Raw genomic sequence first — 24,041 nt, 5'->3', positions numbered from 1 at the left:
TCCAAACAAGAACGGGCCCCAAGGGCCCGTTTTTGCGTTCCTATACTGCATTGGCTGATTACAGCTCGTCGGCTCGCTGTGACGGGGTGATCGCCAACGAGCTGACCCTATGGTCACCATCGCTGCCATTCCCGCCGTTCCGCTTGTTCGCCCTTCGCATTCCCCCCAAGCCAAGCTGCATGCCGGCTGCGCGCTAATCGCGGGCAGATCGCCACCAGATCTCGCTGTTTCACGTCCTCCCTTCCTGCGGTGCGGCATAGCTGAACTCGGTCCTCGAAGGCCCGTACCGCTTGGCCAGAAACACGGAACTCGAAAATTTGGGTCCGGTCACCATTTATGTGCGTACTGAAATCGCACAGCCGCGGAACCCCGCACTGCTGTGCTTCACGGACCGTGGTCATCCGGCCAAACCCTATGACCCTATAAAAGGTGGACAAAATGACGACACCCGATGAAGAGATCACAGGTTACGGCGGCCAAGCCAGAACCGACGCCAACGCGCAGTCAACGAGCGCTCCCGCTCAGCCCACCGGCCAGACCGGCCAGGCTGGCACCACGCAGGCAAGCAGCTCCGTTTCCGCTCCGAGTGCCGAGGAACTCAAGGCAAAGGCACGCGAAGCCGGCGAGCAGGTCAAGACCCAAGGCAAGGCGCAGCTGGACAGCTACCGAGGTACGGCTGCCGACGAGCTGGAAAAGGTCGCGCAGAGTGCCAAGGCTGCCGCGGCAGAACTTGAAAACCAGGATCGCACTGGCCTTTCCCATTACGTCTCCGACATGGCGCAGAGCATGGTCGATCTGGCCGACAACCTGCGCGGCAAGAGCGTTGATGAGCTGGTGGGCGAGGTGAACCGTCTCGCTCGCAACAATCCCGGCCTGTTCATTGCCGGCAGCGTTGCACTTGGCTTCGGCCTGACTCGTTTCGCCCGTGCTTCCAGCCATCGCGCTGAATCCACAACACGTGAACCGACGACCGATTACGGCCATTCCGACGCCAGTCGCCCGCATCCGACTTCGCCGCTCGGGGTGCCGGCAGACGTAACCGCCGAAACCCTGCCAAGCCAGTCCGACCTGGACTCGCGCATTTCCAGTGGCACACCGAGCAATACCGTCGGCGGTGTGAGCAACGCTGGCATGGCGCCGAACACGGGCAGCACCAATGGCGTAGGCAGCAACGGCGTTGGCAGCACTGGCAAAGGCACGAACGGAGGGCTTAATCGATGAACGAACAACGCAACCTCAATACGCCTTACGAACCCGGCAACCCCGAGCACGATAATTCGGTCGGCGGTTTGCTACGGCAGCTGACCCGTGAAGTACCGTCGCTGTTCACCAAGGAACTGGCGCTGGCCAAGGCCGAGCTGAACGAATCACTGCGTGCCACCAAGGCCGGTGCCGCCAGCGTCGCAACCGGCGGTGCGGTGCTCCTGGCCGGCTTCATCATCTTGCTTATGTCGGCGGTCTACTTTCTCAGCACCATGATGGAACCCTGGCTCGCCGCGTTGATCGTCGGCGTGGTCGTAGTGGTCATCGGCATGATCATGGTCTCGGCCGGCAAGAAGAAGTTCGAAGCCTCTTCGTTCAAACCCGACCGCACCATCCATTCGCTGCAGAAGGATAAAGAAGTCGTAAGGGGGCACGCATGAGCACGCATAACCAGGTAGACGTAGAAGCACAAAAGGACCCCGACACGCTGGAGCGCGAGATCGACCAGCAGCGCGCCGAAATCGGCAACATCGTCCACGCGCTGGAAAGCAAGCTCTCCCCGGGGCAGATGATCGATACCGCGCTCGGCTACGCCAAAGGCGGGGGTGGCGAGTTCCTGCATAACCTCACCGATACCGTTAAGGCCAATCCGGTCCCGACGCTGCTCACCTCCATCGGTCTAGTATGGCTGATGGCCGGGCAGAATCGCCGCCCGGATTACAGCGATAGCGCTTCGACCGGTCCGTCGATGACCGACAAGCTCGCCGCCAAGGCCTCTGGGCTTAAGCAGCAGGGCACCGGCATCAAGGACAAGGCGGCGCAGATGAGCCATAGCGCCTCCAGCTCACTGGGCAACGCCCGTCATCGCGTCGGTGACTCCAGCCGGCACGCCGCGGAGAGCCTGCGGCACACCGCAGACCGTGCGCGCGGCGGTTTCACTCAGTTGCTCAACGAGCAGCCGCTGGCATTGGGCGCCATGGGCATCGCCCTCGGCGCGCTGCTGGCGGCCTCGGTTCCACCGACGCGTCGTGAAGACGAACTGATGGGCCAGAAGAGCGACGAGCTGACCGGCAAGATCAAGGACAAGGCCCGAGAGGGTTACGCGATGGCCAGCGCCGAAGGCGAACAACTGGCCGGCCAGGTCAAGCACGACCTCGAACGCGACCACGGCCAGCCTGCATCGCGGCCGCACTGATCGCCTGATGCGGATTGCAGTATCAAGGGCGATGCGCGCGGACTTGAGTCCAACCGCAGAACCCCCGATAATCCGCGGCCTGGCGCCGGTGTAGCTCAGTAGGTAGAGCAGCGCATTCGTAATGCGAAGGTCGCAGGTTCGACTCCTGTCTCCGGCACCAATGAAATCAAAGGGTTAGCTTCGGCTAGCCCTTTTTTGTTTGTGGTGGTTTTGCCGAACCACCCCCTCGTGGTCAACCTCAAGCTGCATTACCTCCTTTCTCGTCCCGCGGGCTTTCAATCAAGGAAGGACTGCGTCGTTGTATAAGGCGTGCTCCCAAATTCCTTCTCGCCAGGCCGGCTAACCCCCGTGGATCTGGACCTGCTCGGCTGTCAGCGGAGTTGTGTCCGACAGTCGGCAGTACATTGACGTTAATTTATTGACTTTGGTCAGGGTTATGCGCCTGTGCAACAGAAAGAATGTGTGCCAGTTCAAAACGGTCGCTGATAAGCCCTGTAAGGGCCGTTCGTCCTGCGACGTGCTAAAGCATTCAACGCCACGGTTCGACCGACCAATAAACCGATAAATCGCTTCCTCGCGCGTACCGAACGGTGCGCGGCGGTTGCGCGCACCCTGCCTTCTGCCACTGGTAACTCCATGACCTGGAGCACTGAGGTACACATGCTTAGAAACATTCCCTTGAGCGCGAAGCTTCTTTTGATCCTCGCGTGTCCGATGCTCGGTTTTCTGTGGCTGGCCAGCCTGTATGTCGCTGACAGCTACGCCACCCTGAGGCAGATGGAGCGCACCGTCGAGGCCAGCGTGGCCGCGCAGAACGTAAGCCGGCTGATCACCGCATTGCAGCGTGAGCGTGGTGCGAGCGGCGTCTATCTGGGGAGCCAGGGACGTACCATGGCCAGGCGCCTGCCGGGGATGCGGCAAGCGACTGACGAAGCGTTGAGTGCCATGCAGGTGCTTGCCAAACAGGAAGGCTCGCAGATCGGGGGCGTCTTGGCCTCGCTCGATGAACTTCAGGCAACACGTTCGCAAATCGACTCGTTCGTAATCAACAGCATCGACTCCGGTTCTCGCTTTACTGGCTACATCAAGGCGTTGATCGGCTTTACCCACGAGGTAGAGCGCAGCGTGCAGGACGTCACGCTTGCACGAGCGCTAGGCGGGCTCAATCAGTTCGTCGAGATGAAGGAGCGGGCCGGGCGCGAGCGGGCGTTGTTGGGCGTGGTGTTCGGTCAGGATCGGTTCGACGCGGCGCTGCTTGCCTCCTTCAGCCGGAACCTGGGTGAATTCTCAGCCTATATGGACGGCTTCCGTCGCGCGGCCTCGGAGCACTTCATCCGTTTGCTCGACGAAAAACTGCAGCAGCCGAGCGCCGTTGAAGTTGCTCGTCTGCAACGTCTGGCTTTCGAGGTGCCGATCGGGCAGAGCCTGGGTATCAACAGCGAGAGCTGGTTCGATACGGCGACCAGCCGGATCGACCTGATGGGTGAGCTGGAGCAGGCCTTGTCGCAGGAAGTGGGCACACTGGCCGCTCGGGCTCGCGATGAGGCGAGCAACGCGCTTTGGCTGACGCTCGCCGCGGTGATCATTGCGCTGCTGGTGGTGACCGGCCTTTCCTTCCTGATCATTCGCAACATCAAGCTGGCGGTGCAGGATGTGAATCATGCGCTGTTGTCGCTTTCCGCTCGGGATCTGACCGCAACGGCGCACTACGAAGGCAGGGACGAGTTTGGCGAAATCTCGCGTAACCTCAATCTCATGGCCGTCGAGCTCAAGCAGGTCGTCGGCGAGATCAGTAACGCCACCGCGCAGGTGGCCACGGCGGCGGAGGAGTCCTCTGCGGTGACCGTGCAGACAAGCCAGAGCATCGATCGCCAGCGGCAGGGAACCGAGCTGGTGGTTACCGCGATAAACGAGATGAGCGCGACCGTGCGCGACGTTGCGAGAAGCACCAGCGATGCCGCTGAACTCTCGCAGCAGCTCAACGCCAACACTGCGCAAGGCCGGGCCGAAGTGGAGAGCACCATCGAGCTCATTCGCCAGCTGTCGAGCCAGGCCGATCAGACCGCAAGCATCATTGCGGACCTCAAGCGTGAGAGTGATTCGATCTCGTCCGTGCTGGATGTGATCCGCGGCATTGCCGATCAGACCAATTTGCTGGCACTGAACGCGGCTATCGAGGCGGCGCGAGCAGGGGAGCATGGCCGCGGCTTCGCTGTCGTTGCGTCCGAGGTGCGTACGCTTGCCCAGAAGACGCAGGAATCCACCGGCAGCATTCAGGACATGATTGCCAATCTCCAGGGCGGGGCTGACCGGGCCGCGCGCTCGATGCAGGAGACGCTCGCCAAGGCTCAGACCGGCTCGAGCAACATCGGCCGTGCCGGGGAGTTGCTGGCGGAGATTGCCGACGGCGTTTCTGCAATCAGTGATCGCAATCTGCAGATTGCCACGGCGGCGGAGGAGCAGAGCGCGGTGGCCGAAGACATCAATCGCAACGTCGTCGAGATCAACGATGTCGCGATTCAGGTGAGCGCCGGTGCGGAGCAGACAGCGATGACCAGTCTGGAGCTTGCGCGGCTGGCCGAGCAGCAACAGCAGCTCGTTGGTCGGTTCAAGGTCGCTTGACGCGTGCGCCTGCTGAGTTGAGTCCATAAGCCCCGGCCGCAGCTGGCCGAGGTAGCGCGAGCCGAGGGGCGCAGCCATACAGGCTGCGCCCTTCTTCGTTACAGCGTGATCGCTATGCCGGCCTGGAGGGTGCGGGGGGCGCCCGGGTAGGCCCAGATGTTGCCCCAGGCGCGCTCTTCGTACTCTTCGTCGAACAGGTTGTTGAGGTTCAGGTTCAGGCGAACCCGTTCGGTCAGCGGGTAGTAGGCGAGCAGGTCGACGGTGGTGTAGGCGTCCATGTCGAACGCGGTGCTGGTGGCGCCACCCTTGCGGTCGCCGACGTACTTGACGCCCATGCCAACGCCGAGCCCGGCCAGCGGACCTTCGGCGAATTCGTAGGTATCCAGCAAATTGAAGCTGTGGCGCGGCACGTTGGCCAGGCGCGTGCCGGCCGGCATCAATGCGCTCGAGCTTTCGGTGACTTCGGCATCGACGTAGGCGTAGCCGCCGATCACGCGCCATTGCGGGGTGATGTTGCCGGCCACGCTGATGTCGAAGCCGCGGCTGCGCGCTTCGCCGGCGGCGATCTGATAGTTGCTGTCGACCGGATCGCTGGTCAGCACGTTTTCCTTGGTGATGTGGAACAGCGCCGCGGTGACGCTGAGGTCGTGCTCCGGCAGCTCGTACTTGATGCCGACTTCGTGAGCGATGCCTTTTTCCGGGGCGAACGCCTGGCTGCTGCGGTCGGCGCCGCGGTTGGGCTTGAACGAGCGCGAGGTGTTGGCGTAGACGGCCAACTCCTCAGTCAGGTCGTAGATCAGCCCGAAACGCGGGGAGACGGCGTTATGCGCCTGGTCCCAGCTGCCGGCGGGGGTGAGCTTGTTTTCATAGCGCTGCTCGAAGCGTTCCAGACGCGCGCCGACCTGCGCTGTCAGGCGCTCGGTGAGGGCGATCTGGTCCTGCAGGAAGAACGCGTAGGACTTCAGGTTCTCGTCATCGTAGGTCGTGGTGCGGGTCAGCGCCGGCAGCGGCTGGCCGTAGACTGGATCATAGAGGTCGATCGGGAAGTCGCTGGTCGCACCACCCGAGCGATCGATCTGGGAGTCGTAGTTGAAGTCGTCGAATTCCACACCGAGCAGCAGCGTGTGGGCCAGGCCCGCGGCATCGAAGTGACCCTCCAGATTGGCCTGCACTGCCAGGTCGTTCCAGTTCAGCCAGCGCTCGCTGTGGTTGCGGCCTACCGTGCGACCATCGCTGGCCAGACCGTTGTTCTCCACTGCACCGCCGTCCAGGCTGCCGTCGAGGTACTGGATGCCGCCGCGCAGCATCCACTGACTGTCCGGCTGGTGCTCCAGGCGCAGTTGCGTGGTGGCGTTCTGGTTGGTCAGCTTGCCGGCACTTTCCTCCCCGAGGAAGCGATCGCGCGACAGGTCGCCGGCATGGTTGGGGTAGCGGGTAAGACCACGGTCCATGGGGTGGCGGTTGTGCAGATAGTCGCCTTCGAGGATCAGCGCGGTGTCGTCGCTGAACTGCCAGCGCAGCACTGGCGCGATGTTGTAGCGCTCACTTTCGACGTGATCGCGGAAGCTGTCGCTGCCTTCGGCGACCAGGTTGAGGCGATAGGTAAACGCGGCGCTCTCGTCCAGTGCGCCGGTGGTGTCCAGAGTGCCGCGACGCAGACCATCGGTGTTCACCTGACTGCCGAGTATCGTGCGCCGCTCCGCCTGCGGCTGCTTGCTGACGATGTTGAAGGTGCCGCCCGGATCGCCGCCACCGTACAGCATCGAGGCCGGGCCGCGCAGCACTTCGATGCGTTCCAGCGTGTTGGCGTCGGGCATGTTGGGATAGCCACGGTTCACCGCGAAGCCGTTGCGGTAGAACTCCTGGGTGCTGAAGCCGCGCACCAGGAATTCGGTCAGGCCCTGGCCGCCGAAGTTGTTGCCACGTTCAATCGAGCGCATCTTCAAGGCGCGTTGCGCCGATGTCTTCGACGACCTGCGCTGGGACCACGCTGATCGACTGCGGGGTTTCGTGGATCGCGGTGTCGGTGCGGGTGGCGCTGGCCGAGCGGGTTGCCCGGTAGCCCTGCACAGGCCCGTCGGCGCGCTCGGCCGATGCGGTGACCTGCATCTCCTCCAGTGCCAGCGGTTCAGCAGGCGGTTCGTCGTTGGCTGAAACCACGGCAGGGCAAGTGAGGGCGGGAATCGCGAGCATCGGGAGGAGAAGGCGCCGCATCGAATGATCCTTGAGGAAAGGGAGCGAGGGCGGGCATCCTAATAGCAACGAAAACGATTATCAAAAAGAAAGCTATCTCAACTGCTGCATGCTACGGCAGGTTGCGCTGGGCGTAGCGGCGCAGGCAGATCGAGCGCGTGGCGACAGGCACCCAGTGCGCCGCGCAGCGCAGGCGAGCGGCGGCTGCTAAGCGGCTCGGGGGTCACATCCGGCGGCTGCTCGGCGCTCAGTTGGAGGCGAGGACGACGCGGTCGCGGCCGGCTCTCTTCGCTTGGTACAGCGCTTCGTCCGCGGCTTTGAACGTCGCATCGGGCGAAGCATGGCTGCCGCTGCAGGCGATGCCGATGGAGGCCGTCACCGGTACGCCAGTCGGGCTTGCGGTTTGCCGCAGGCGGGCGAGCAGGCGTTCTGCCGCAATGCTGGCGCCGGCGGCGTCCGTCTCTGGCAGCAGCATGAGGAATTCTTCACCACCCATGCGGCACAGCACGTCAGTGGGGCGCGAGCATTCCTTCATGATCTCGGCAAGAAAACGCAGCACCGCATCGCCCACGTCATGGCCGTGCTGGTCGTTGACCTGTTTGAAGTGATCGATATCCAGCGTCACCGCCGCGTAGTGCTGGTCGAGCAGGTCGAACTGCTTGAGTGCCAGCTCGAGGCCGCGGCGGTTACGCAATCCTGTCAGCGGGTCAGTCATGGACGCCGCTTCCAGTGCGCCCATCTTCTGCTGCAGCAGGGAGACGCCTGCGAGCATCGCGACCTTCAATCGCGAGACCTCGAAATACCAGGAGTTGACCATCGAAATACGACTGGCTGCCTCCGGTGCGCCCCAGTGTTCGGCGGTATCGGCCAGGGCGCGAATGGGCCGGGAGATGAGTATGGACAGCCACCAGAACACCGCGAGCGAGATAAGCGTGAACGGTACCGCGTTGAGCAGCGTGGTCCGCGCCAGTTGTTCGAGCTTCGCGGTGATGGCGGCGGTCGGGCGCTGGGCGATGATGCCCCAGCCGGTGCTCTGCATGGGCGCGAAGCCGGCGAGCATGTCCACGCCGAGCGTATTGATGACGCGCTGGCTGCCCTCCTGGCCCGACAGCACCTGCCGGACCACCGCATTGTTCGATACGTTCTGGCCGACCCGCTTACCGTCTTCGTGGAAGATCAGCCGGCCCTGTGCGTCGACCACGTACAGGTAGGAGCCGTCGCGGTAGTAATGCACACCTAGCAGGCCGTGCAGTGCGTTGCGCTCGCGCAGGAACAGCGACGCACTGATGAAGCCGAGGTAGCGGCCATCGGGGGCGAAGATGGGGTGGGTGACCGCGATCAGGTAAGTGCCGTCCGTGGCGATGTAGGGATCGCTGGTCTGCGGTATGCGCTCTTTCAGCGCGCGGGTTGCCCCTATGCTGTTCACCTTTAGGCCAACCAGGTCAGTACTTTCAGGCGAGGCGGAAACGATCTCTCCTGCGGCGCTGACAATTATGGCCCGGCTGAACTGCTCGCTCTTGAGCTTGAGCCGTTCGGTCTCGCTGTCCCGCGCGGCCGGGTCATCGAAGCGCGTCGACAGCACCTCTGCCGCGTAAGCCAGTTCGCGACGGCTGTTGAGAAAGAACTGATCGGTGGTGTCGGCGAGCTTGCGCGCATAGGCCCGGTTTGCCTCCAGAGTCTGCTCGAACAACTGTTCGCGCTGTGAGCTGTAGCCGGCGAAGAAGCTGTTACCGAAGGTCAGCAGGCCGGCGACGAGTGCCAGCAGCAGCGTGAGTTTCTGTAGATCCAGCCGGGACATGAAGCGCGATTCTCCGAATGCGTGCTTGGCGTGCGCCAATGGAGGTTGCTGTCGGGGCTTCAGGCAAGCGGAAGCCAAAGGGCTGGGAATGATACAGGCAGCGCGCGGCTGACGAGTGGCTTCTCATACATATAGAGCTGGCGGCCTGCTCTGGATCAATCGCCTGCTGCCGGTACAACTATCGCAGTATGGCAAATGAGAGGTGCGGGTGTTCTTCCTGATCTGGGCGGCCGCTCGGGCTCCATGTGCTGTGGCGGCCGGCGCAGCTCGACTGAGCCGGCAACTGGCGCTGCCTTGTCTGGCTCTGCCTGTGCGGAACGTGATGGTTGTTGCTCTGGGCGCGGGTGAGCTGACTACGAAACAGGCCCGCTGATGCGGGCCTGTTTCATTCGAGCTGGCCGATGTGGCTTCAGCCTTGGTGATAGCTCGGCGCAAGCTTGTAGACCGAGGTATCCAGCCCCTCGAAGCGCGCCTTCAGCTGCAGTGCCAGATACAACGAATAGTGCCGTGACTGGTGCAGGTTACCGCCGTGGAACCAGAGGTTCTGCTGCTGGGTGGGCTTCCACATGTTGCGCAGCTCGCCTTCGTACGGGCCCGGGTCCTTGGTGGTGCCGGAGCCGAGGCCCCAGCAACGGCCGACCTTGTCCGCGACCTCCTGGGAGATCAGCCGCGCCGCCCAGCCGTTCATGGAACCGTAGCCGGTGGCGTAGACTATCAGGTCGGCCGGTAGCCGGCTGCCATCGTTGAGCACCACGGCATCCGGCTCGATGTGGTCGACACCGAGCCCGGGCCCGCTCTTCAGCTTGATGGTGCCGTCGGCGATCAGCTCGCAGGCGCCGACGTCGATGTAGTAGCCCGAGCCGCGGCGCACGTACTTGAGGAACAGACCGGATTCGTCATCGCCGAAGTCGAGCATGAAGCCCGCTGCGGCCAGGCGGTCGTAGAAGGCCTTGTCGCGTTCCTTGACCTGCTCGAAGGCCTGGCGATGGAACTGCGGCAGCACCTTGTAGGGGATCGAGGCGAACAGCATGTCGGCCTTGTCGGTGGTCAGTCCACTCTCGACCGCATCCTCCGAATAGAGCGGGCCGAAGACCACTTCCATCAGCGTGTCGGAGCGCACGATATGGGTGCTGGAGCGCTGCACCATGGTGACATCCGCGCCGTTCTCCACCAGGTCCGCACAGATATCGTGGGCCGAATTGTTGGCACCGATGACCACCGCGCGCTTGCCGCGCCAGGCGTCGCCGCCAGGGTGCTGGCTGGAATGATGTTGCTGACCGGCAAAGGTCTCCGCACCCGGATAGACCGGCACGTTGGGCACACCAGACATGCCGGTGGCGAGGATCAGCTGTGCGGGCTTGAGCGTCATCGGTTTGCCGTCGCGCAGCACGTCGACCGTCCAGCGGCCCTCGGCTTCGTCGAAGCTGGCCTTCACGCATTCGGTTTTCGCCCAGTAGTTCAGCTCCATGACCTTGGCGTACATCTCCAGCCAGTCGCCGATCTGGTCTTTGGGTGTGAAGATTGGCCAATGGTCGGGGAAGGGCAGGTAGGGCATGTGGTCGTACCAGACCGGGTCGTGCAGGCACAGCGACTTGTAGCGGCCGCGCCACTGGTCGCCGGGGCGCTCGGCCTTGTCGACGATCAGCGTCGGCACGCCGAGGCGCTTGAGCCGTGCGCCGAGGCCGAGGCCGCCCTGGCCGCCGCCGATGACCAGGCAATAGGGCTGCTCGGTGATGCCCAGTGCGGCTTCCTCGTCGCGGCGCTTTTCCAGCCAGTTGCGCTTGTCGGCCAGGCCGTGGCCATGTTCGGCGCCCAGTGGGCGACGGCGCCCGAGCGGTTCCTCGTGCCCCTTCAGCTCGCGCATGGTGGTCAGCAGCGTCCAGCACAGGCCGTCCTTCAGGCGCACGTATCCCTTGCCGCGGGCGACGTCGGTTTCCAGGCTGATCCAGCCTTCGAGTACGCCGTCGGCCAGGCTCGCCTCGCCTTCGAGCTTCCAGTTGTCCGGCTGGGTGGCTTGCAGGCGGCTTTCCAGCATGTCGCGAATGTCGGTCTTGCCTTCGAGGGTGATCAGGTTCCAGCTGAACAGCACTAGGTCACGCCAGTGGCAGTCGTCGGCGAACAGCTCAAGCGTGCCATCGACGTCGCGTTGCGCCAGGCGCTGGCCGAGGCGTTCGACCCAGGCGGCCAGTTGTTCGGTGGGCGAGCGGGTGTCGGTGGCCTGGCGGTCACCGCCGAGGTCGCTGCCGTTATCGGTTTTCAGATCGAAGGGAACGTCGTTACTGGGACGCATGGTGGTTCTCCTGGTCATTGTTGTTATTCACGGGGATACCGTGCTTGCAGCAGAGCAAGCGGCGGGCCAGCAACCGGCGCGCAGCGTCGTATCTGGCCTGGAGTCGTATCGGGACTGCCCGGTCGAGCGTGCGCTGTGCCATCCCCAGTACGGCGGGGGTGACACTCTGTACCAGCCGTGGCACAGCATGCGGCGGCCGGGCGATTGGCCTATGCTGGGCGCGAAACCGCCTCGAAACATCGCGGAGAACAACAAGAATGACCTCTCGCCTCAGTCAGCACGCGCACCAGGTCCTCAGCTTCGGTGACGGCACGTCAGCCAGCCAGGGCCCGGCTGCCGATCCCGCCATTGCGCGTTCCTGGCGCCGTTGCCTGGAGCAGCATCAGCTCGACCCCACCAGCCCGCGCGCGCCCTGCGTGATCGAGAGTCCGCGGCTCAATGAGCATCGCGAGCGGCTGGACCGAGTTATCGCCGTCGCCCACTGGCAGATGAACAGCCTGCACCAGCAGCTGGGCAGCAGCGGCCACGCGGTACTGCTGACCGACGCCAGCGGCGTGGTGATCGACAGCGTGGCGGATCAGGCCGAGCGCGCGGAATTCCAGCGCGCCGGGCTCTGGCTCGGGGCGGTGTGGAACGAGGCGACCGAGGGCACCAATGGCGTCGGCCTGTGCTTGCTGGAGCGCCAGGCGCTGACCATTCGGCGTGACGAGCACTTCCGTGGCCGGCACGCAGCACTGACCTGTTCGGCGAGCCCGGTGTTCGATGCCGAAGGCGGTTTGCTTGCCGTACTCAATGTGTCGTCGGCGCGCGAAGACCTGTCGCGCCAGCGACGTTTTCACACCATGGCGCTGACCAACCTGTCGGCCAAGCTCATCGAAAGCTGTTTCTTCCTGCAGCACTGCGAGGGCAACTACCTGCTGCGCTTCCATGCCCAGCCCGAATATATCGGCCTGCTCAGCGAAGGCCTGCTGGCCTTCGATGGCGAGGGACGGATCACCGCGATCAACGAAACCGCACTCAACCTGCTCGCCAGTAGCCGCGAGGCGCTATTAGGCCGGCCCTTGGAAACTGTGCTCGATGTGCGTCTGGATCAGTTGCTGGAGCGTGCGCGACCACAGCCGGGGGCTTGCTGGCCCTTGCATACCCATGACGGTCAGCGGCTGTTCTGCCAGCTGCGCGGGCCGCAGCTGCGCGTGGTTGCTGCGCCGCGCCAGGAGCCGGCCGATGTGCCGGGCCTGTGTTTGCTCGATCCGTCAATTCGCACCGGTTTCAGCCGTGCGCTGAAGGTGCTCGAGCGGGACGTGCCGGTGTTGCTGCAAGGTGAGACCGGCACCGGCAAGGAGGCATTCGCCAGCGCACTGCATCGCGCCAGCAGCCGCGCCGGTCGGCCGTTCGTGGCACTCAATTGCGCGGCGATTCCCGAGACGCTGATCGAAAGCGAACTGTTCGGCTATCGCGGCGGCAGTTTCACCGGCGCGCGGCGCGAGGGTATGGTCGGCAAGCTGGAGCAGGCCAACGGCGGGATTCTCTTTCTCGACGAGATCGGCGACATGCCGCTGGCGCTGCAGACGCGCTTGTTGCGGGTGCTGGAAGAACGCAAGGTCACCGCGCTGGGGGCTGCCGCGCCGACCGAACTGAATATCCGCCTGATCAGCGCCAGTCATCACGACCTGCGCGCGCTAGTGGCCAGCGGCGCGTTCCGCGAAGACCTGTATTACCGCCTTGGCGGGCTGATGATTGCGTTGCCACCGTTGCGCGAGCGCAGCGACAAGGCTGCGCTGCTCGATCACCTGCTGGCGGAAGAAGCGCAAGGCGAATCGATCTGTCTCGAGCCGGCCGCGCGGCAAGCCTTGCTGCGCTACAGCTGGCCGGGCAACGTGCGGCAGCTGCGCAATCTGCTGCGCACGTTGGTCGCGCTGAGCGAGCAAGGGCGCATTGGGCTGGACGACGTGCTTGCCGTGCTGCCGGCCGAAATGGGCGATGTCGAGGCACCTCGTGACCCGCTGCAGTCGGCCGAGCGCGAGGCCCTGCTCGCGGTGCTACGCGAACGGCACTGGCAGGTCAGTCGGGTGGCGGAACAGCTGGGGGTCAGTCGCAATACGCTATATCGCAAGCTGCGCAAGCACGGCATCTCGCGTAACTGAACCGGCGGGCGCGATGCCCGCCGTCAGTGGGTCAGAGCGCGGTGGAGAGGGTGATCGAACCGAACTGGTCGTGTTCCTGCTGGCCCTGGAATTCGCGAGTGCGCCAGACGCTGGCGAACGCCAGCTGCCAGCGGCTCCAGGTCAGTGCCACGCCGAGCTTGGCGTCGCCGACCCACTCGCGACGGTCAACCGAGTGGCTGTCCTCGAAGGTGTTGCCGTCCAGCAGCATGTTGTGCGCCATGTAGCGGCCTTCGAGATTGGCGAAGCCGTACCAGGCGAAGTCGCCGCCGGGGCGGAAGAACTGGCTGCCGCTTTGCGCCGGCGTCACCGCGGGGATGCTGAAGCTGCGTTGCAGGTTCTGCCCCAGGCGCAGGCCCAGCCCGGCCGAGCCGTAGCTGTACAGGTTGCCGAGGGCGAAGCCCACGCTCGGGCCGTATTCCAGCTCCAGCCCGGCGAAGCGCTCCTGCAGCCACCAGCGATGCTGATAGCCCAGATTGACGAAGGGTTCGTTCTCCAGCTGGTTATCCCAGCCGTTGGGCTCGTCGCTGTCGGTTGCCTTGTGCACGGCACGCTGCAAACGCTTGCCGCCCGCCGCCGGGCCAACTATGCCGACATCCAGGTGCAGCCCCTGCGCGGCGCGCCAGCCGTCGTACTGGGTGTCGGAAAACATCGACATGCCGGCGAACAGAAGGCCGGCGTAAGGGCGGTCGTCTTCGATCAGATTTCGGGTTTCGATTTCCTCTGGCGTGTAGATCTGGTGGCCGAAGCGGTAGGCGACGTTGTCGACGGCAATGCCCGACCAGCCGGGCAGCAGTTCGGCGAAGCGCCGCGTCCAGCTCTGGTCGTCCGGTTCGAAACCCCAGATGACTTCCAGGCCGTTGGTGTAGTGACCATCGCTGCCCGAGGCGATGATGTCGTTCTCCGCCTTGATGGCGAGGATGTCCGCATGGCTGACGGCGGGGGCGGTGATGGATGCGGCGAGCAGGCACAAGCACAGCAAAGAACGAGAATGCATGATTCAACTCCTGGCTTACGTTCTTGTTTGTATGTTCTTTCTCGGACCATCACCGCTTCCAGCGGTTCGCTTGTCGATCAGGGCGCGTCGTACCCGCCGTTTCTGGCCAGCCCCGCCTTGCTGAACATCTCCTGTCTGGCTTCCTGCAGTTGCTCGGCCAGTGCCGCGGAAAAGTCATGCACGGCCGACCAGCGCAGGTGAATGGCGTCGACGAAGGCGGCCGGTGGAGCAACCCATTCGCGATCGGCGTTCCAGTACTGAGCCCCGGCATGCCCGGCGATGGCAGCGTTCAGCTTGGCGTCAAAGCGGGCGAGAAAGCTGCCATCGGCATCGACCTTGGCTTTCCACTGCGGGTGCAGGGGCGTGGAAACCACAAGCAGCTGGCGTTGCTCGTTCTTCAGGCGTTTCGACAGCTCGCCCAGGGCGACAAAGCAGCTGTCATCCAGCGCGTCCGGTTTGTCGTAGAACAGGCCGCGATCACCCTGCGGCTCCAGCGGCCCGTCGCCGTGGCGGGTGAACACCAACGGGTCCCATTCGATCTCGTTGGCCCGCTGCGCCTTGACCGTCTGCGCATTGCGCAACAGTGAACGCGGCGAGAAGTAGCGCATGTAGTAACCCCAGCGTGAGGCCTGCTGATAAACGTAGTGATCGGCATCCTCGCGGTCGAACACCGCATCCGGCACCTTCCAGCAGCCGGCGAAGTCCAGCGGATCGACGATCATCACCACCTGGCGGACGCTCGGTTCACGGTCCAGCAGCCAGTTGGCGACATAGATCGACTGGTTGGCGTGCAGGCCGCAGAACGCACCGTTGAGCGGGCGCAAGCCAGGCGTCTGCTCGATCAGCACGTCACCATCGACATGGCGCCAGGCGACCGAGGAACCGACGATCAGCAGGTTCGGATCGGCGATGGGGTTGTGCCGCAGAAAGTGCAGCTTTTCGTCCACACACAGGCTGTTGGAGAAGGCCGGTGGCGGCAGGTTGTCGGTGTGATTGAGCCAGGCGAGCAGGGCGGCAAAGCCGCCGAGCATCCCGAACAGCCCGGCGAACATGCCCAGCAGGTAGCCGGCACGTATCCGCCGCTGGTCTGCATGGGCCCCGGCGGCAACGCCGTCCGGGCATGTATCGACGGATCTGGCCATGACTCAACGCCCTCCGAGTTTGGTCTGGATCAGTTGCGCGAAGTGGCCAACGTTCTTCAGCGATTCCAGTTCGGCGGTGCGGAACTTGATGCCGAAGCGTTGCTCGGCGGCCACGATCAGCAGCACATGGGTCTGGCTATCCCAGCCATCGATGTCGTCGGCGGTGGTTTCGGAGGTGAGGACGATATCGTCATCGTCGAACACGTCTTGGAAGACCTGGGTCAGCGCCTGGAGAATTTCCTTTTCGTTCATGCTTGCACCTGGATGTGATGGTTGATGGGAGCGCGCGAGGCCAGCTCGTAGCGCCAGAAACTTGCATCGGCGATGGCGCTGGCAGGGGCGGGACGCTGCTCGAAGCCCAACCGCGGATAGTGTTCGGCAACCATGCCGTTGCGTTCGGTGGGACGGTATTCGCCGACCAGTGCACACCAGCCTGCGGCCGCTGCCGCATCGGCCAGCACCTCCAGCACTGCCGCTTCGACCTGACGGCCCAGCACGCGGCAGCTCATCAGCCAGCTGTCGATCAGCAGTTCGTCAGCCTCGATAGCTGCATCCGGTCGCGCCAGCACCACGCTGATCAGGCCGTTATCACCGAACTTGTCTTCCAGCCGCAGGGCCAACGCGATGGTTTGCGGATCGCTGGCCATGCGTTCGACTTCGGCTTCGGTATAGCGGCGGGTGGTGAGATTGAACTGGTTGGTCTTGTTGATCAGCTGGGTGACGCGCGCCAGCTCGGCGGCGCCGATGCGGCTGACGCGCAGCACCATTTGCAGCCCGCGCAGGTAGCCTTCCATGTCCGTGGCCTGGTTCAGCGCGGCCTTGCGTTCGACATTCAGCGCATAGCTGCGGCCGCGCTCGGCGTCATCGGAGGTAAAGGACACGGCCTCGAAGTAACCCGCGGCGGCGATGCGCGCGGCGTAATCGGCGACATCGTCGGGCAGTTCCGGTACGGCGACTTCCGGTAGCTCGCGGCGCACGATGTCGCGCTCGGCGGGGTTGTCGTCGACGAACACCAGGCTGTCCAGACCGATATCGAGCATGCTCGCGATGCGCCGCAGGTTGCCGGCCTTGTCTTCCCAGTTGGCGACGAAGGCCGCGATATCGCTACGCTTGAGCGCCATTTCCGGGTGTGCGAATGCCGCTTCGGCAACGTGCAGGTCGTTCTTGCTGCACACCGCGAGGATCACCCCACGGCGCGCCAGTTGCGCGGCGTAATGCTGCAGCGCGAGAAACGCCTCGCCGCTGGGGCTGCCCTGGCCGAGCTGGATACCGTCGATGCCGTCATCACCGATCACGCCGCCCCAGAGGGTGTTGTCCAGATCGAGTACCAGGCATTTGCGCGACAGCCCGGCAGTGGCCGCCGCGATCCGCGCCAGATGTTCGCCATATAGCGGTGCCAGCGCCGGGCTGACCAGCTGCTTGGCCTGATGCCAGCGCACCGGCTCAGCCAGGCCGTCGCCATACGCAGCTGCGTGCCAGGCCAGATCGAGCAGCAGCACGCCATCCTCGCGGGCGGCGGCGCGGATGGCCGCGTTCAACCGTTCGATGACTGCCCGCGGGGAAGCCGGCACCAGTGCTTCGTAAGAACCGAACAAGGGCGGCGCGACCGGCACCAGGGTTTGCTGCACCACCTGCGCGGCGTATCGCTCACGGGCCCGGCGCCAGAGCAGGCGCAGTTCATCGATGCGCTCCGCCACGGCGGCATCCACCTCCGCCTGGCCTGCCTGCAAGGGCAGTTGCAGCGGCGCGTCATGGGCGTCCAGCGCTAGCACCACAAGTTGCGGGGCGAAGGCGTTCAGCGCCGGGTCATCAGCCAGCAGTGCCTGGCGGTACATGCCGTAGGGCGCAACGTGCAGCGACAGCGCCAGGCGCCGTTGTAGCCCGGCCACGCGGACGGCCGGCAGCAGGTGATCGACCGTATGCGAGGACAGCAATGCCACCCGCCGCGGCGTCAGTCGTGCCGCCGCGGCGTACTGTTCGATGCCGGTGGCGGCCAGCTTGTCCAGTCGTGCGGTCAGGGTGAAATCCCGTTGATGAGCGGCCAGCTTGGCGGCTTCATGCAGCCGCTGCAGCGGATCTTCGATGCGTTTGGCTTGGCCGATGGCACCGGAGAGATCCGCGTGTGTCGGCAGCCATGAGAGCTGTTGCATACCTGAGACTCCTTGTCGTGGTCAGAACTGGAAGTAAAGGAACTCCGTCGGTGCCATGGAAAAGGCGATCGCCAGGGCGAAGAAACCGAGCACACCTACCGCCATGCCGTGGATCGCCGTCGGCCGCCAGGCGCTGACCGGCAGCAGCCGTTCGGTCCAGTGCGGCTGGGCCTGGAAGTTGAGCGCGGTTCGGAAATGGCCCATCCACTGCTGCACGTTGGGCATGCCCCAGACGAACACCAGCAACGCGGCGATATAGACGAAGTCGGAGCGATCCATCGCCGTGCTGATCGGGCTCAGGCCGAGCATGCCGGCGAGGATCGCCATGGCCGCCGGTACGTCGCTGGCGCGGAAAAACACCATCGCCACCACGACGCAGCCAAAGGTCAGCGCGACGGCCGCGGCCTTGTGCCACCAGATGTCGCTGTCCAGCTTCCAGCCCTGACGCGCCTTCCAGGCACGCCAGCCGTGGGCGACCACCAAATAGAAGCCGTGCAGCAGGCCGAAGGCGACGAAGTGCCAGCCGGCGCCGTGCCAGATGCCGGAAATGAACATGGTGAAGACGGTCGGGTAGGCGACCAGCGCAAAGAAGGTGCCGGCGGTCATCTTGCCCCGCCGTGGCTGCGGCTTGCCGGCTGCCATGCGCGCGCGGGTCACCCGCAGCACGATGGGGTTGTAGATGTAGGCGGTGAGAAAACGCGTCAGCGTCATGTGCCAGCGCGACCAGTAGTCGATGACGTTGCGCGCCTTGAATGGGCTGTTGAAGTTGGCGGGCAGGCTGATGCCGAACAGCAGCGCCAGGCCGATGGCCATGTCGCTGTAGCCGGAGAAGTCGAAATAGATCTGCAGCGTGTAGGTCAGCGCGCCGGTCCATGCGTCGTAGAACGCCGGAATGGTGCCGTCGGCGGCCAGGCTGAAGACCGGCGTGGCTTTCAGCGCGAGGGTGTCGGCGATAACCACCTTCTTGAACAGGCCGAGCAGAAACACCGTGGCACCCAGCGACAGGTTGTCGATGCGCGCGCGAAAGCTGTCGCGGTCACGAAACTGCGCGAGCATCTCACCGTGGTGGGTGATCGGCCCGGCGATCAGTTGCGGAAAGAAACTGATGAACAGGCAGTAGTTGGCGAAGTCGTGTTCTTCCACCACGCCATCGTGGGCGTCGACCAGGTAGGCGATCTGTTGGAAGGTGAAGAAGGAGATCGCCAGCGGCAGGATGATGTCTTCCACCCGCCAACCGAGATCCAGCGCTGCGTCCAGCGTGCCGAGCAGAAAGCCGGTGTACTTGTAGTAGACCAGCAGCAGCACGTTGGCCGCGACCGCCAGCCCGAGCACCAGGCGTGAGGGGTGCCGGCGCAGGTAGCCACCGAGCAGATAGTTGACCAGCATGCTGCCGACCAGCAGTGGCACATAGACCGGGTTCCACCAGCCGTAGAACACCAACGAGACGACGGTCAGCCAGATCACCGCAAGCCGTTGTCGGCCTGAGCCGGTCAGCACGAAAAATCCAATCAACACCACCGGTAGAAAGCCGGCGATGAATTCCATCGAATTGAAAAGCATCTTTCCCTATCCCTGCTCAGCGTACGTGCATCGCTGCCCAGGCCGCCGGCAAGGCGGGGCGAGTCATCCATTCAGTCCTGGCGCCACGCGACCGACGATCCATCCTGGTCGGCGTTGCGACATCCTCGGTCCATCAGTGGGTGCTCGCTCGGGTTTCGGCCACCTTGGTCGACTTCCCCTGAGCTCCTATGGCTCGGACGTGAAGGTGTAAAAAAAAGTTTCAGCGTTTGTTGCGCCGCCTAGCGTTTTATTGCCGCAGGTCAAAAGAGCCCCGGCGGACGCGGCCTGCAGGCCATTTCCGTCGGTCGGGAAAGTTCCCGGCATTTTTCAAGGCTCTTAAGGTTTGAGCGCGAACGAGCTGCTGGCGTGTTCGCCCGACTGTGGCGAGATGCCGGTCCGCTCAGCGGACCCTGCTCAACCCTGCGCTGCTGCGCGCGCGCTGAACGCTTCTCGACGCGGCGGCAGGCGGTTCGACCTTGCGCTGCAGGTGCCGCACGGTGCGCTTTAGCCGCTGCACCTTGTCTTCCAGTTGGAAGACCTTGCGGTTGTTGTAGAACATGCCCAGCACGAACCCCACCGAAGTGAAGACCAGGCCATAGATGAGTGCGGCTTCATAGAGATAGCTGGAAAACATCCTGTCGTCCTCTGCGGGTAATGGCCCACGCTCGTCGAGCGAATCAACCCGGAATGGGCTGATGCCAATCTGCCTTTATGTGACAGAGTGCACATTGAAAACGTTCCCGCTGCGATGGCTGCGTCAGATGTCTAGCAGCGAACTCTCCAGCAGAGCGGTCGTCCCATTTTCTAGACCGCACATTTCACTGATTGGGGAAACATCGATGGCCATGCTGGACACCCGCGGTATCGGGGCCGTGACCTTGCTCAAGCGTACGTTCAAGGAATTCGGCAACGACGACATGTCGACCTATGCCTCGGCGCTGGCATACCGCGGCCTGTTCTCGATGTTTCCGTTCCTGCTGTTTCTCATCGCCTTGCTCGGCTTTCTCGATCTACAGAACTTCTTCGACTGGTTGCGCATGCAGGCCGAGCTGGCCCTGCCGCCGATGGCGATGGAGCAAATCAATCCGGTCATTGACCAGTTGCAGGAACAGAAGGCGGGGCTGCTGTCGTTCGGTATCGTCGTGGCGCTGTGGACAGCCTCGGTCGGTTTTCGCTCGCTGATGAATGCGATGAACCGCGCCTACGACGTGGAGGAGGGGCGACCGAGCTGGAAGCTGATCCTGCTTTCGTTGGCCTATACCGTGGGCATCGCCGTGCTGCTGCTGTTGTCGGCCGGGCTGATGATCGTCGGGCCGCAGGTGATGGAGTGGCTGGCTTCGCAGGTCGGCCTGAAGGACGTCGTCGTGCTGCTCTGGACCTGGCTGCGCTGGCCGGTGATCGTGCTCATGCTGATGCTGGTGGTGGCGCTGCTGTACTACGTGGCGCCGGATGTGAAGCAGGAGTTTCGCTTCATCACGCCGGGCTCGGTGCTAGCCGTGCTGGTGTGGATTCTGGCCTCGATCGCGTTCGGCATCTATGTGCAGAACTTCGCCGACTACAACGCGACCTACGGCAGCATCGGCGCCATCATCGTCTTGCTGCTTTATCTGTACATCTCCTCGGCGGTGCTGCTGTTCGGTGCCGAACTCAATGCGGTGATCGAACACGCTTCGGTCGAAGGCAAGGATCCGGGCGAGAAGGTGCCGGACGCCTGAGGCGCCGTCTGGCGCCCTGCTGCGAACAACCCTTCTACGTAACGGTCATCTATTTCATTACAGAATTATTCCGCAGGGATTGCGGAGCATGCCGCTGACGCGCGACGTGCCCGGCGAGGCCGGAGTTCTGCTATGGGACCGACGGAGAAGTACCTTGCATATCGCGGATATGACCATGTTCTACGCGCCCGCCAGTGGTGGCGTGCGCACCTACCTCGAGGCGAAGCATCGCAGGCTGCAGCTTTACTCCGGCGTGCGGCACAGCATTCTGGTGCCGGGCGGCGACTACAGTCACAACGACGGCCTCTATGAGGTGCCGGCACCGATCCTGCCGTTCGGCAAGGGCTACCGCTTTCCGATCCGCCGCGCGCCCTGGCGCAATCTGCTGCGTTCGCTGCGTCCCGATCTGATCGAGGTCGGTGATCCCTACATGACCGCATGGGCGGCACTGGATGCGGGGCGTCGGCTCAATGTTCCGGTCATTGGTTTCTATCACTCCGACCTGCCACTGCTGGTCAGCAACCGCATCGGCCGCTGGCTGGGCACCAACCTCAACGGCTACGTTTCAAAGCTGTACGGCAGTTTCGACCGGGTGTTGGCACCCAGCGAAGTGATGGCCGACAAGCTCTTGCACCTCGGCGTGAAGAACGTCTTCGTGCAGCCCCTGGGGGTTGATCTGGACACCTTCTGCCCCGAGCGCCGCGACCCCGATCTGCGCCGCGAGCTGGGCCTGGCCGACGACACCCGGCTGATGATCTTTGCCGGGCGCGGTTCGCGGGAGAAGAACCTGCACGTCCTGCTGGAAACCGCGCGCCAGCTCGGCAAGCCGTACCACCTGTTGCTGGTGGGTTCGAGCATGCCGCAGCGGGTGCCGGACAACGTCACGGTGATCGATCGCTTCTGTTGTGCCAGCGAAGTGGCGCGCTACATGGCCAGTAGCGATGTGCTGCTGCATGCGGGCAATCAGGAGACCTTCGGCCTGGTGGCGCTCGAAGCCATGGCCAGCGGTATTCCGGTGATCGCCGCGCGTGCCGGTGCGTTACCGGAGCTGGTGCCGTTCTACACCGGGCGCCTGTGTCGGCCGCTCGACCCGAGGGCCATGGCGCATGCCGTGCGTGAGCTGTTCGAAGACGATCCGCGACTGCTCGGACAGCAGGCGCGCCAGCATGTCGAGGCGCATCATGCCTGGGATGCCGTGGTGGCGGGGTTGCTCGCCCATTACCACGCGGTGCTCGGCACGGCGGACCTGCCGGTAGCCGTACATGGCTGAGGCGGCTCTGACGCTGGTGCTGCACGACGTGGCCGCGGAAACCTGGCCGGCCTACCGGCCCTTCGTCGAGGCGGTGGACGCCATCGGCGGCGTGCCGATCACCTGGCTGGTGGTCCCGGACTTTCATCAGCGCAATCCGCTGGAGCGGCAGCCGGATTTTTGCCGGCTGCTGGACCAGCGTGTGCAGCGTGGTGACGAACTGGTGCTGCACGGCTGCTACCACGCCGATCTCGAGCCCGCACCGAAGACGCCGCGGGACTGGTTCATGCGCCGGATATATACCCATGAAGGCGAGTTCTACGGCCTCGACGAACAGGCTGCGGGCGAGCGGCTGGCGCGTGGCCTGGAGCTGTTCCGGCGCCAGCAATGGCCGCTGCATGGCTTCGTCGCACCCGCCTGGCTGATGAGCGAGGGTACGCGGCGGGTACTGGCCCGCAGCGGGCTGACCTATACCAGTGATCCAGGCCATCTTTATCTGCTGCCTGATTTTTCTCCGATCAGGGCGCCGGGGCTGGTCTGGAGTGCTCGCAGCCCCTGGCGCCGTGGTGTGTCCTGGCTGGTCAGCGAACGGCAGCTACGGCAGAGCCGGCAGGCGCCATTGCTGCGGCTGGGCCTGCATCCGGTGGATATGCGCCACGAGTTCTCCCGGGGCTATTGGCTCGATGTGCTCGAGCGTCTGCTGCGGGACGGCAGGACCCCACTGACCAAGATCGACTGGCTGCGCCGATACCGCCAGACGAGCGCCGTGGCATGAACCGGCGCTGGTGGTTGTTGGGCGGTGCTTTGCTCGCGGCGGCCATGGTGCCGCTTTTGCTTGGTGGCACCGGCCTGTTCGAACGGCTGCGCCATTTTCCGGGCAGCTTGTTGGCCTCCATGCTTGTCATGGTGCTGGTCGGCTGGAATCTGAATGCGCTGCGCCTGCGCCTGCTGCTCGGTCGGCGAAAGCTGGGCCAGCGCCGCGCATTCGGCATCGTGGTGGCCACCGAATTCGCCATTTGTGCGACGCCCGGGGGAGCCGGCGGGCCGCTGACCCTGATGGCGCTGCTCATGCGCCAGGGCGTGGCGCCGGCCAAGGGCACGGCGACCTATGCCGTCGAGCAGCTGAGTGATCTGCTGTTCTTCGCCTGCGCCCTGGTCGGTGTGCTGTTCTATGCCCTGACCCACAAGCTCAACGCGCATATCGCCAGCCTGCTGGGCTTCAGCGTCGCGTTACTGATCGGTGTGATGGTGCTGCTGGCGCTGCTCGGCCGCTTCCACCGGCAGGTATTTCTGCTCAATGGCTGGCTGGTTGGCCGGTTTGGCATGAAACCGTCACGCAAGCGCCGTTGGGCACGCAAGGTGCTGGGCTTCCGAAATGCGCTGGTCGACTGTTTTCGCCTGCCGCGTCGTCTTCTGCTTGCGGTGTTCGGGCTGACCACGCTGCACTGGCTGCTGCGCTTCAGCGTGCTCTATCTGACGCTGCGCGGCCTGGGCAGCGAGTTGGCCTGGGCCTGGACCTTTCTCGTCCAGCTACTGGCGCTGACCGCCGGCCAACTGAGCCTGCTGCCCGGTGGGGCGGGTAGCGCCGAACTGGCGTCGGCCGCGCTGCTGACGCCGATGGTGGGCAAGTCGACGACGGCCGCGGCAATTCTGATCTGGCGCTTCGTGACCTATTACTTCTACCTCATCGTGGGCGCGCCGGTGTTCCTGCACCTGGCAGGGCGACCGTTGCTGCGCCGCCTAGTCCCTTCGCGCCACGCGTGAG

General features: G+C 64.1%; 17 protein-coding genes, 1 tRNA gene and 1 pseudogene. 10 read left to right on the top strand and 9 right to left on the bottom strand.

Annotation, left to right across the window (positions count from 1 at the left end; all coding sequences use genetic code 11):
* Window positions 1–438: 438 nt before the first annotated feature.
* The 5 genes from IEG05_RS12640 to IEG05_RS12620 all read left to right on the top strand — a co-directional run bounded on the left by IEG05_RS12640 (window position 439) and on the right by IEG05_RS12620 (window position 5,020).
* Window positions 439–1,221, top strand: coding sequence for a hypothetical protein (locus IEG05_RS12640; protein ID WP_191122152.1), 783 nt, complete (start codon window positions 439–441; stop codon window positions 1,219–1,221).
* Entirely contained in the window at window positions 1,218–1,643 is a 426-nt protein-coding gene (locus tag IEG05_RS12635) for a phage holin family protein (protein ID WP_014819822.1), read from the top strand. Before IEG05_RS12640 ends, IEG05_RS12635 begins: the two co-directional genes overlap by 4 nt.
* Window positions 1,640–2,398, top strand: a complete 759-nt coding sequence (locus tag IEG05_RS12630; RefSeq protein WP_042928399.1) for a DUF3618 domain-containing protein — start codon at window positions 1,640–1,642, stop codon at window positions 2,396–2,398. Before IEG05_RS12635 ends, IEG05_RS12630 begins: the two co-directional genes overlap by 4 nt.
* 84 nt (window positions 2,399–2,482) lie before the next feature.
* Window positions 2,483–2,558, top strand: a tRNA-Thr gene (locus tag IEG05_RS12625).
* A 500-nt stretch (window positions 2,559–3,058) separates the two neighbouring features.
* Complete coding sequence (locus IEG05_RS12620; protein ID WP_191122151.1) at window positions 3,059–5,020, top strand: methyl-accepting chemotaxis protein; 1,962 nt, start codon at window positions 3,059–3,061, stop codon at window positions 5,018–5,020.
* A 98-nt stretch (window positions 5,021–5,118) separates the two neighbouring features.
* On the opposite strand, the pseudogene IEG05_RS12615 reads toward IEG05_RS12620, so the two are convergent.
* The 3 genes and pseudogenes from IEG05_RS12615 to IEG05_RS12605 all read right to left on the bottom strand — a co-directional run bounded on the left by IEG05_RS12615 (window position 5,119) and on the right by IEG05_RS12605 (window position 11,301).
* A pseudogene (locus tag IEG05_RS12615) lies at window positions 5,119–7,234 on the bottom strand (TonB-dependent siderophore receptor).
* 226 nt (window positions 7,235–7,460) lie between these two features.
* Entirely contained in the window at window positions 7,461–9,011 is a 1,551-nt protein-coding gene (locus tag IEG05_RS12610) for a sensor domain-containing diguanylate cyclase (RefSeq protein ID WP_191122150.1), read from the bottom strand.
* A 409-nt stretch (window positions 9,012–9,420) separates the two neighbouring features.
* The gene (locus IEG05_RS12605; RefSeq protein ID WP_224742809.1) at window positions 9,421–11,301 is read right to left on the bottom strand and encodes an NAD(P)/FAD-dependent oxidoreductase; all 1,881 of its coding nucleotides are present in this window, start codon (window positions 11,299–11,301) and stop codon (window positions 9,421–9,423) included.
* Between the two features lie 257 nt (window positions 11,302–11,558).
* Here IEG05_RS12605 and IEG05_RS12600 point away from each other — a divergent pair, with 257 nt between their 5' ends.
* On the top strand, window positions 11,559–13,445 hold the full coding sequence (locus IEG05_RS12600) for a sigma-54-dependent Fis family transcriptional regulator (RefSeq protein ID WP_191122149.1): 1,887 nt from the start codon (window positions 11,559–11,561) through the stop codon (window positions 13,443–13,445).
* A gap of 31 nt (window positions 13,446–13,476) precedes the next feature.
* On the opposite strand, the gene IEG05_RS12595 is transcribed toward IEG05_RS12600, so the two are convergent.
* The 6 genes from IEG05_RS12595 to IEG05_RS12570 all read right to left on the bottom strand — a co-directional run bounded on the left by IEG05_RS12595 (window position 13,477) and on the right by IEG05_RS12570 (window position 19,946).
* Entirely contained in the window at window positions 13,477–14,460 is a 984-nt protein-coding gene (locus IEG05_RS12595; protein ID WP_191122148.1) for a lipid A deacylase LpxR family protein, read from the bottom strand.
* Window positions 14,461–14,537: 77 nt separating this feature from the next.
* The gene (locus IEG05_RS12590; protein ID WP_191122147.1) at window positions 14,538–15,602 is read right to left on the bottom strand and encodes a hypothetical protein; all 1,065 of its coding nucleotides are present in this window, start codon (window positions 15,600–15,602) and stop codon (window positions 14,538–14,540) included.
* 3 nt (window positions 15,603–15,605) lie between these two features.
* Window positions 15,606–15,854 carry an acyl carrier protein gene (locus IEG05_RS12585; RefSeq protein WP_014819840.1) on the bottom strand — a complete coding sequence of 83 codons (249 nt, stop codon included), beginning with the start codon at window positions 15,852–15,854 and terminating at the stop codon, window positions 15,606–15,608.
* Entirely contained in the window at window positions 15,851–17,752 is a 1,902-nt protein-coding gene (locus tag IEG05_RS12580) for an HAD-IIIC family phosphatase (RefSeq protein ID WP_191122146.1), read from the bottom strand. Before IEG05_RS12580 ends, IEG05_RS12585 begins: the two co-directional genes overlap by 4 nt.
* Window positions 17,753–17,773: 21 nt before the next feature.
* The gene (locus tag IEG05_RS12575; protein WP_191122145.1) at window positions 17,774–19,312 is read right to left on the bottom strand and encodes an MBOAT family O-acyltransferase; all 1,539 of its coding nucleotides are present in this window, start codon (window positions 19,310–19,312) and stop codon (window positions 17,774–17,776) included.
* Window positions 19,313–19,712: 400 nt separating this feature from the next.
* Window positions 19,713–19,946 (bottom strand): hypothetical protein, encoded by a 234-nt coding sequence (locus IEG05_RS12570; RefSeq protein ID WP_191122144.1) that lies wholly within the window; start codon window positions 19,944–19,946, stop codon window positions 19,713–19,715.
* A gap of 205 nt (window positions 19,947–20,151) precedes the next feature.
* Here IEG05_RS12570 and IEG05_RS12565 point away from each other — a divergent pair, with 205 nt between their 5' ends.
* From IEG05_RS12565 to IEG05_RS12550, 4 genes are all read left to right on the top strand, one after another.
* On the top strand, window positions 20,152–21,027 hold the full coding sequence (locus IEG05_RS12565; protein ID WP_014819855.1) for a YihY/virulence factor BrkB family protein: 876 nt from the start codon (window positions 20,152–20,154) through the stop codon (window positions 21,025–21,027).
* A gap of 154 nt (window positions 21,028–21,181) precedes the next feature.
* Window positions 21,182–22,297: an N-acetylglucosaminyl phosphatidylglycerol synthase gene (locus tag IEG05_RS12560; protein WP_191122173.1), complete on the top strand. Its 1,116-nt coding sequence runs from the start codon at window positions 21,182–21,184 to the stop codon at window positions 22,295–22,297.
* On the top strand, window positions 22,290–23,051 hold the full coding sequence (locus tag IEG05_RS12555; RefSeq protein WP_191122143.1) for an N-acetylglucosaminyl phosphatidylglycerol deacetylase: 762 nt from the start codon (window positions 22,290–22,292) through the stop codon (window positions 23,049–23,051). The genes IEG05_RS12560 and IEG05_RS12555 overlap by 8 nt, the downstream gene beginning before the upstream one ends.
* Entirely contained in the window at window positions 23,048–24,040 is a 993-nt protein-coding gene (locus IEG05_RS12550; RefSeq protein WP_191122142.1) for a glucosaminyl phosphatidylglycerol flippase, read from the top strand. Before IEG05_RS12555 ends, IEG05_RS12550 begins: the two co-directional genes overlap by 4 nt.
* Window position 24,041 lies beyond the last annotated feature (1 nt).

The sequence above is a fragment of the Stutzerimonas kunmingensis genome, assembly GCF_014764705.1.
Classification (GTDB): Bacteria; Pseudomonadota; Gammaproteobacteria; order Pseudomonadales; family Pseudomonadaceae; genus Stutzerimonas.
The sequence above is the reverse complement of the archived record's forward strand: the minus strand, read 5'-3'. Positions and strand labels throughout refer to the sequence as shown.

Excerpts from the sequence above, each read along its gene's own strand:
- IEG05_RS12595 (WP_191122148.1), bottom strand. The coding sequence starts at position 14,460 with ATGCATTCTCGTTCTTTGCTGTGCTTGTGCCTGCTCGCCGCATCCATC.
- IEG05_RS12575 (WP_191122145.1), bottom strand. The coding sequence starts at position 19,312 with ATGCTTTTCAATTCGATGGAATTCATCGCCGGCTTTCTACCGGTGGTG.
- IEG05_RS12580 (WP_191122146.1), bottom strand. The coding sequence starts at position 17,752 with ATGCAACAGCTCTCATGGCTGCCGACACACGCGGATCTCTCCGGTGCC.
- IEG05_RS12640 (WP_191122152.1), top strand. The coding sequence starts at position 439 with ATGACGACACCCGATGAAGAGATCACAGGTTACGGCGGCCAAGCCAGA.
- IEG05_RS12555 (WP_191122143.1), top strand. The coding sequence starts at position 22,290 with ATGGCTGAGGCGGCTCTGACGCTGGTGCTGCACGACGTGGCCGCGGAA.
- IEG05_RS12630 (WP_042928399.1), top strand. The coding sequence starts at position 1,640 with ATGAGCACGCATAACCAGGTAGACGTAGAAGCACAAAAGGACCCCGAC.
- IEG05_RS12610 (WP_191122150.1), bottom strand. The coding sequence starts at position 9,011 with ATGTCCCGGCTGGATCTACAGAAACTCACGCTGCTGCTGGCACTCGTC.
- IEG05_RS12590 (WP_191122147.1), bottom strand. The coding sequence starts at position 15,602 with ATGGCCAGATCCGTCGATACATGCCCGGACGGCGTTGCCGCCGGGGCC.
- IEG05_RS12620 (WP_191122151.1), top strand. The coding sequence starts at position 3,059 with ATGCTTAGAAACATTCCCTTGAGCGCGAAGCTTCTTTTGATCCTCGCG.
- IEG05_RS12550 (WP_191122142.1), top strand. The coding sequence starts at position 23,048 with ATGAACCGGCGCTGGTGGTTGTTGGGCGGTGCTTTGCTCGCGGCGGCC.
- IEG05_RS12600 (WP_191122149.1), top strand. The coding sequence starts at position 11,559 with ATGACCTCTCGCCTCAGTCAGCACGCGCACCAGGTCCTCAGCTTCGGT.
- IEG05_RS12585 (WP_014819840.1), bottom strand. The coding sequence starts at position 15,854 with ATGAACGAAAAGGAAATTCTCCAGGCGCTGACCCAGGTCTTCCAAGAC.
- IEG05_RS12565 (WP_014819855.1), top strand. The coding sequence starts at position 20,152 with ATGGCCATGCTGGACACCCGCGGTATCGGGGCCGTGACCTTGCTCAAG.
- IEG05_RS12635 (WP_014819822.1), top strand. The coding sequence starts at position 1,218 with ATGAACGAACAACGCAACCTCAATACGCCTTACGAACCCGGCAACCCC.
- IEG05_RS12605 (WP_224742809.1), bottom strand. The coding sequence starts at position 11,301 with ATGCGTCCCAGTAACGACGTTCCCTTCGATCTGAAAACCGATAACGGC.
- IEG05_RS12570 (WP_191122144.1), bottom strand. The coding sequence starts at position 19,946 with ATGTTTTCCAGCTATCTCTATGAAGCCGCACTCATCTATGGCCTGGTC.